This window comes from Streptomyces sp. SID14478, from assembly GCF_010548525.1.
GTDB lineage: Bacteria > Actinomycetota > Actinomycetes > Streptomycetales > Streptomycetaceae > Streptomyces.
The window spans coordinates 1-4,776 of sequence record NZ_JAAGMG010000998.1 but is presented as its reverse complement, the minus strand read 5'-3'; the positions used below and the strand labels follow the sequence as shown (position 1 = coordinate 4,776).

At 72.3% G+C, this 4,776-nt stretch carries 5 protein-coding genes; 2 read left to right on the top strand and 3 right to left on the bottom strand.

Annotation, left to right across the window (positions count from 1 at the left end; genetic code table 11):
- A partial coding sequence (locus tag G3I40_RS32435; protein WP_164306195.1) for a serine/threonine-protein kinase occupies positions 1–970 on the bottom strand: 970 nt, incomplete at its 3' end.
- 249 nt (positions 971–1,219) lie between these two features.
- On the opposite strand from G3I40_RS32435, the gene G3I40_RS32430 reads away from it, so the two are divergent.
- Together G3I40_RS32430 and G3I40_RS32425 are read left to right on the top strand one after the other, a co-directional pair.
- Positions 1,220–2,017: a polyphosphate polymerase domain-containing protein gene (locus G3I40_RS32430; protein ID WP_164306194.1), complete on the top strand. Its 798-nt coding sequence runs from the start codon at positions 1,220–1,222 to the stop codon at positions 2,015–2,017.
- Positions 2,018–2,265: 248 nt separating this feature from the next.
- Positions 2,266–3,621, top strand: coding sequence for an aspartate aminotransferase family protein (locus G3I40_RS32425; protein WP_164306193.1), 1,356 nt, complete (start codon positions 2,266–2,268; stop codon positions 3,619–3,621).
- Between the two features lie 53 nt (positions 3,622–3,674).
- On the opposite strand, the gene G3I40_RS32420 is transcribed toward G3I40_RS32425, so the two are convergent.
- The gene (locus tag G3I40_RS32420; RefSeq protein ID WP_164306192.1) at positions 3,675–4,325 is read right to left on the bottom strand and encodes a hypothetical protein; all 651 of its coding nucleotides are present in this window, start codon (positions 4,323–4,325) and stop codon (positions 3,675–3,677) included.
- A gap of 122 nt (positions 4,326–4,447) precedes the next feature.
- The coding region (locus G3I40_RS32415; RefSeq protein ID WP_164306191.1) for an FCD domain-containing protein at positions 4,448–4,776 on the bottom strand (329 nt) is incomplete at its 5' end.

The following is a 4,776-nucleotide window of genomic DNA, read 5'->3' as shown; positions in this document are numbered from 1 at the left end:
GCGCGGGCGGCGGGGGCACCGGGGGCGCGGCCGGCGCCGGGCCCTGGTCGGGGTCCTCCGAGTCCAGCAACTGCACGGCGTGGCGGCCCAGTTGGGCGACGAGTGCGCCGGGCAGCCAGGGGTCACGGGTGCGGCCGCCGTCGGACAGGGTGTCCTCGGCGCCGGTGCGCTCCAGGATCTCCGCCGGCGTGGGGCGGTCCCCGGGCTGCTTGCGCAGGCAGTCCCGCACGAGGTCCTGCAGCCCCTCCGGCAGGTCGTCCAGGTCCGGCTCCTCCTGGGCGATGCGGAACATCAGGGCGTGCACCCCGCTGTTGGACGTGCCGAAGGGCAGCGCGCCCGTCGCCGCGTACGCGAGCACCGAGCCCAGGCAGAAGACGTCGCACGCCGGGGTGATCCGGTCGCCGCGCACCTGCTCGGGCGCCATGAACCCGGGGGAGCCGACGAGCGCGCCGGTGCGGGTGAGGCCGCCGTCGGTGACGGTCTCCAGGGCGCGCGCGATCCCGAAGTCGATGACGCGCGGGCCGTCGATGGTGACCAGTACGTTCGACGGCTTCAGGTCGCGGTGGATGAGCCCCGCCTCGTGGATGTCCTTGACGGCGTGGGCGAGGCCGGCCGCGAGTATGCGCACGGAACGCTCCGGCAGCGCGCCGTGGTCGTGCGCGACGACCTGCTGCAGGGCCGGGCCCGCGACGTACCCGGTCGCCACCCAGGGGATCTCCGCGTCCGTGTCCGCGTCGAGCACGGGCGCCGTCCACGCGCCGCCGACCCGCCGCGCCGCCTGGACCTCCTGGCGGAACCGGTTCCTGAACTCCTCCTGCTCCGCGAGCTCCTGACGCACCAGCTTCACGGCGACCGTGCGTCCGCGCTCCGAACGCGCCAGGTAGACCTGGCCCATCCCGCCGGCGCCGAGCCGTCCCAGCAGCCGGTAGACGCCGATCCGCTGCGGGTCCCCCGATCCCAGCGACTCCAGCTTCTCCATGTCGCGCCACCCTCCCCCGTACGTGTGCAACAACCCGAGAATAGTGCGGACTTATGACAAGGAGACCCGGAGCGGCTTCTTCGGTTCCGTAACGGACACGGAGCCGCTCGATGGAGTCTTGGTGGAATTGCACTTCCGGTGAACGGAAAGTCGGGAACCATGGGAGCCGCCCGTACGTCCCCCTCGTGCACGACCGGTAGTACGACGAAGACCCGCAGCCCCCTACCTCCAGGAGACCGTGTGATCCCCGCCGTACGCGCCATCGGGCGCGCCGCACTGGCCGCCCGGCCGCTCTCGCTCGACGAACTCAACATCAGGGCCCAGCTGTTGGCCCGCCACGACCGGAGCTATCTCGTACCGGTGGAGGTCTTCCAGGACTTCGCCGCGCTGCTGACGGACCCGCGGCGGGCGGGCGGGCCGTTCCGGGCGCTGTCGGTGAACGGGCGGCGCTGGTTCGGGTACCGCTCCACGTACTACGACACCGCTGACCTGCGCACCTACCACGACCACCGGCAGGGCCGCCGGCTCCGCTACAAGATCCGCGAGCGGCTCTACCAGGACACCGGGGAGCGGCAGTTCGAGATCAAGCTGAAGAACGGGCACGGCGAGACGGTCAAACACCGGCGCCTGCTCCACGGCGACGAGCACGTGCTCGACCCTGCCGGGCAGGGGTTCCTGGCCGGGGTGCTGGGCGGGGCGTACGGGGTCGCCGCGCCGCAGGGGCTGCGGCCGTCCCTGGTCACCGACTACCAGCGCGCCACGTTCGTCGCCGACGGGCAGCGGGTGACGTGTGACGCGGGGCTCGTGGTGCGGGACGTCTGCGACGGGCGGGTGGTCCGGGCGGACGGGGGGCTGGTGCTCGTGGAGACCAAGACGCGGGGGCAGCTGACCGAGGCGGACCGGGTGCTGCACCGGTTCGGGGTGCGTGCGGCCGAGTTCACCAAGTACTGCGGGGGGTTCGCCGCGCTCCGTCCCGACCTGGGCGTGAACCGGTGGGCCCGGGCGGTGAGACTGGCGTTCCCCCGGGGCGCCTGTTAGCCCGGGGCTCGATGCGGTGTGGCGGGTGCGGGTCCGGTGGGGGCTGAGCGCGCGGTTCCCCGCGCCCCTGAGATGCGTACTGCGTGCGCCCTCTCGGGGGCGCTGTCGAGGAAGGCGCGGGGAACCGCGCAGCCGGTCCCCACCGGACCCGGACCCGGTCGGTGGGCGACAGACTGTCGTGTTCGGCTCCGTCCCACAGACAGGACGCCGATGGTGTCCGGGTGCGTCCCACATTTACCCTCGGGCCCATGACCCCTCAGCCGAATCCCCAGGTCGGCGCCGCCGTCAAGGCCGCGGACCGCAAGCACGTGTTCCACTCCTGGTCCGCACAGGAGCTCATCGATCCGCTCGCCGTCGCCGGTGCCGAAGGCTCGTACTTCTGGGACTACGACGGCAACCGCTACCTCGACTTCACGTCCGGCCTCGTCTACACGAACATCGGGTACCAGCACCCGAAGGTCGTCGCCGCGATCCAGGAGCAGGCGGCGAAGATGACGACCTTCGCGCCCGCCTTCGCCGTCGAGTCCCGCTCCGAGGCCGCACGCCTCATCGCGGAGCGCACCCCCGGCGACCTCGACAAGATCTTCTTCACCAACGGCGGAGCCGACGCCGTCGAGCACGCCCTTCGCATGGCCCGTCTGCACACGGGCCGCCCGAAGGTGCTCTCCGCCTACCGCTCGTACCACGGCGGCACCCAGCAGGCCATCAACGTCACGGGCGACCCGCGGCGCTGGGCCAACGACACCGGCACGGCGGGCGTGGTCCGCTTCTGGGCGCCGTTCCTCTACCGTTCCCGCTTCTACGCGCAGACGGAGGAGCAGGAGTGCGCCCGGGCGCTGGAGCACCTGGAGTCGACGATCCAGTTCGAGGGCCCCTCGACGATCGCCGCGATCATCCTGGAGACCGTCCCGGGCACGGCGGGCATCATGCTGCCGCCGGCCGGCTACCTCGCGGGCGTGCGCGAGCTGTGCGACCGCTACGGCATCGTCTTCGTCCTCGACGAGGTCATGGCGGGCTTCGGGCGCACGGGCCAGTGGTTCGCCGCCGACCTGTACGACGTCACGCCCGACCTGCTGACCTTCGCCAAGGGCGTGAACTCCGGGTACGTGCCGCTGGGCGGCGTCGCCCTCAGCGGTGCGATCGCCGAGACGTTCGCGAAGCGCCCCTACCCCGGCGGTCTCACGTACTCCGGGCACCCGCTGGCCTGCGCCGCCGCCGTCGCCACCATCAACGTGATGGAGGAGGAGGGCATCGTCACACAGGCCGCGAGGACGGGCGCCGAGATCATCGAGCCCGCCCTGCGCGACCTGGCCGAGCGGCACCCGTCGGTGGGCGAGGTGCGCGGCGTCGGCATGTTCTGGGCGCTCGAACTCGTACGGGACCGGGAGACGCGGGAGCCGCTGGTGCCGTACAACGCGGCAGGAGAGGCGAACGCGCCGATGGCGGCGTTCGCCGCGGCCGCGAAGGCGAACGGCCTGTGGCCCTTCCTCAACATGAACCGCACGCACGTGGTGCCGCCGCTGAACATCACCGAGGCCGAGGCCAAGGAGGGCCTGGCCGCGCTGGACGTGGCACTGGCCGCCGCGGACGCGCACGTGGCGTAGCGGCCGCCGGCCGAGGGGGACGGCTTCCCCCTCGGCCCCGGCTGCCGTCCGGCTCAGCTGAAGATGATCATCGAGCCCTGGGCCAGGCTGCGGGTCGCGGCCTGGTGCAGGCCCAGCCAGACGTGCCGCTCCCGTGCGAAGGGGCTGCTCTCCAGAGGGACGGGCGCGGCCGGTTCCTCCAGGGCCGTGGGGGCCGTCGGCGGGGCCGGCGGCACGGGTGGGTTCGCCGGGTCTATGCCGATCGACGGCGCCACGTACTCCAGTTCCCGCAGCAGCGCGTGGGCCGAACCCAGCGGGCCGCCGCCCTCGAGGAGTTCGTCGTTCGACAGCGGCGTCGGGAAGTCCACCGGGACGTACGCGCCCGCGTGGTCGTAGTGCCACACCAGGTGCGAGCCCTGCGCCGTCGACTCGAACATCTCCAGCAACTGCTCGTAGTCACCGCCCAGTTCGTCCACCGGCGTGACGGCGAGCCCGCACATCTGGAGCAGATAGGCGCGGCGCAGGAAGTGCAGCGCGTCGTAGTCGAAGCCCGCGACGGGTGCCACGTCACCGGACAGGCCCGGCATGTACGCGTAGACCGGCACCGGCGGCAGACCTGCCTCGTGCAACGCCTTGTCGTAGAGCGCGAGTTCCTCGGCAAAGGGATTGTCGGGGCTGTGGCACAGCACGTCGACCAGGGGGACGAGCCACAGGTCACAGGCCAAGGGGGCTCCTTAGGACTCCGGTCGGTTGCAGGCGTGTTCTCGGCTGGGGAGTGTGAGGACACGCCCTGGCTCAGGGTAGTGGGCGGCGGCCCGCCACAGCCCTGTCTTGCTCGTACCCGGCCTCAGCCGCTCCGCTCACCCGCGAGGCGTTCGATCAGGCCGAGGGAGTCCGCGTTGTACTCGGCGATGATCGCGTGCGCGGCCCGGCCGTCCCGGTGGGCCAGCGCCTCCACCAGGTCGCAGTGGCCGGACCACAGCCGGCCCCTGAGGTCACCGGCCCGGCGCAGGTGCGGGACCGCGCACATCCAGGACTGCACGCGCAGCCGGTGGAAGAAGTCGGAGAGGTACGGGTTGCCGACGAGCGCCGACAGCTCGCGCCAGAAGCGCAGGTCGTAGCCGATGAGCACGTTCAGGTCACCGGCGCCCGCGGCGCGGGCCGCCTCCTCGCCGC

Excerpts from the sequence above, each read along its gene's own strand:
- G3I40_RS32425 (WP_164306193.1), top strand. The coding sequence starts at position 2,266 with ATGACCCCTCAGCCGAATCCCCAGGTCGGCGCCGCCGTCAAGGCCGCG.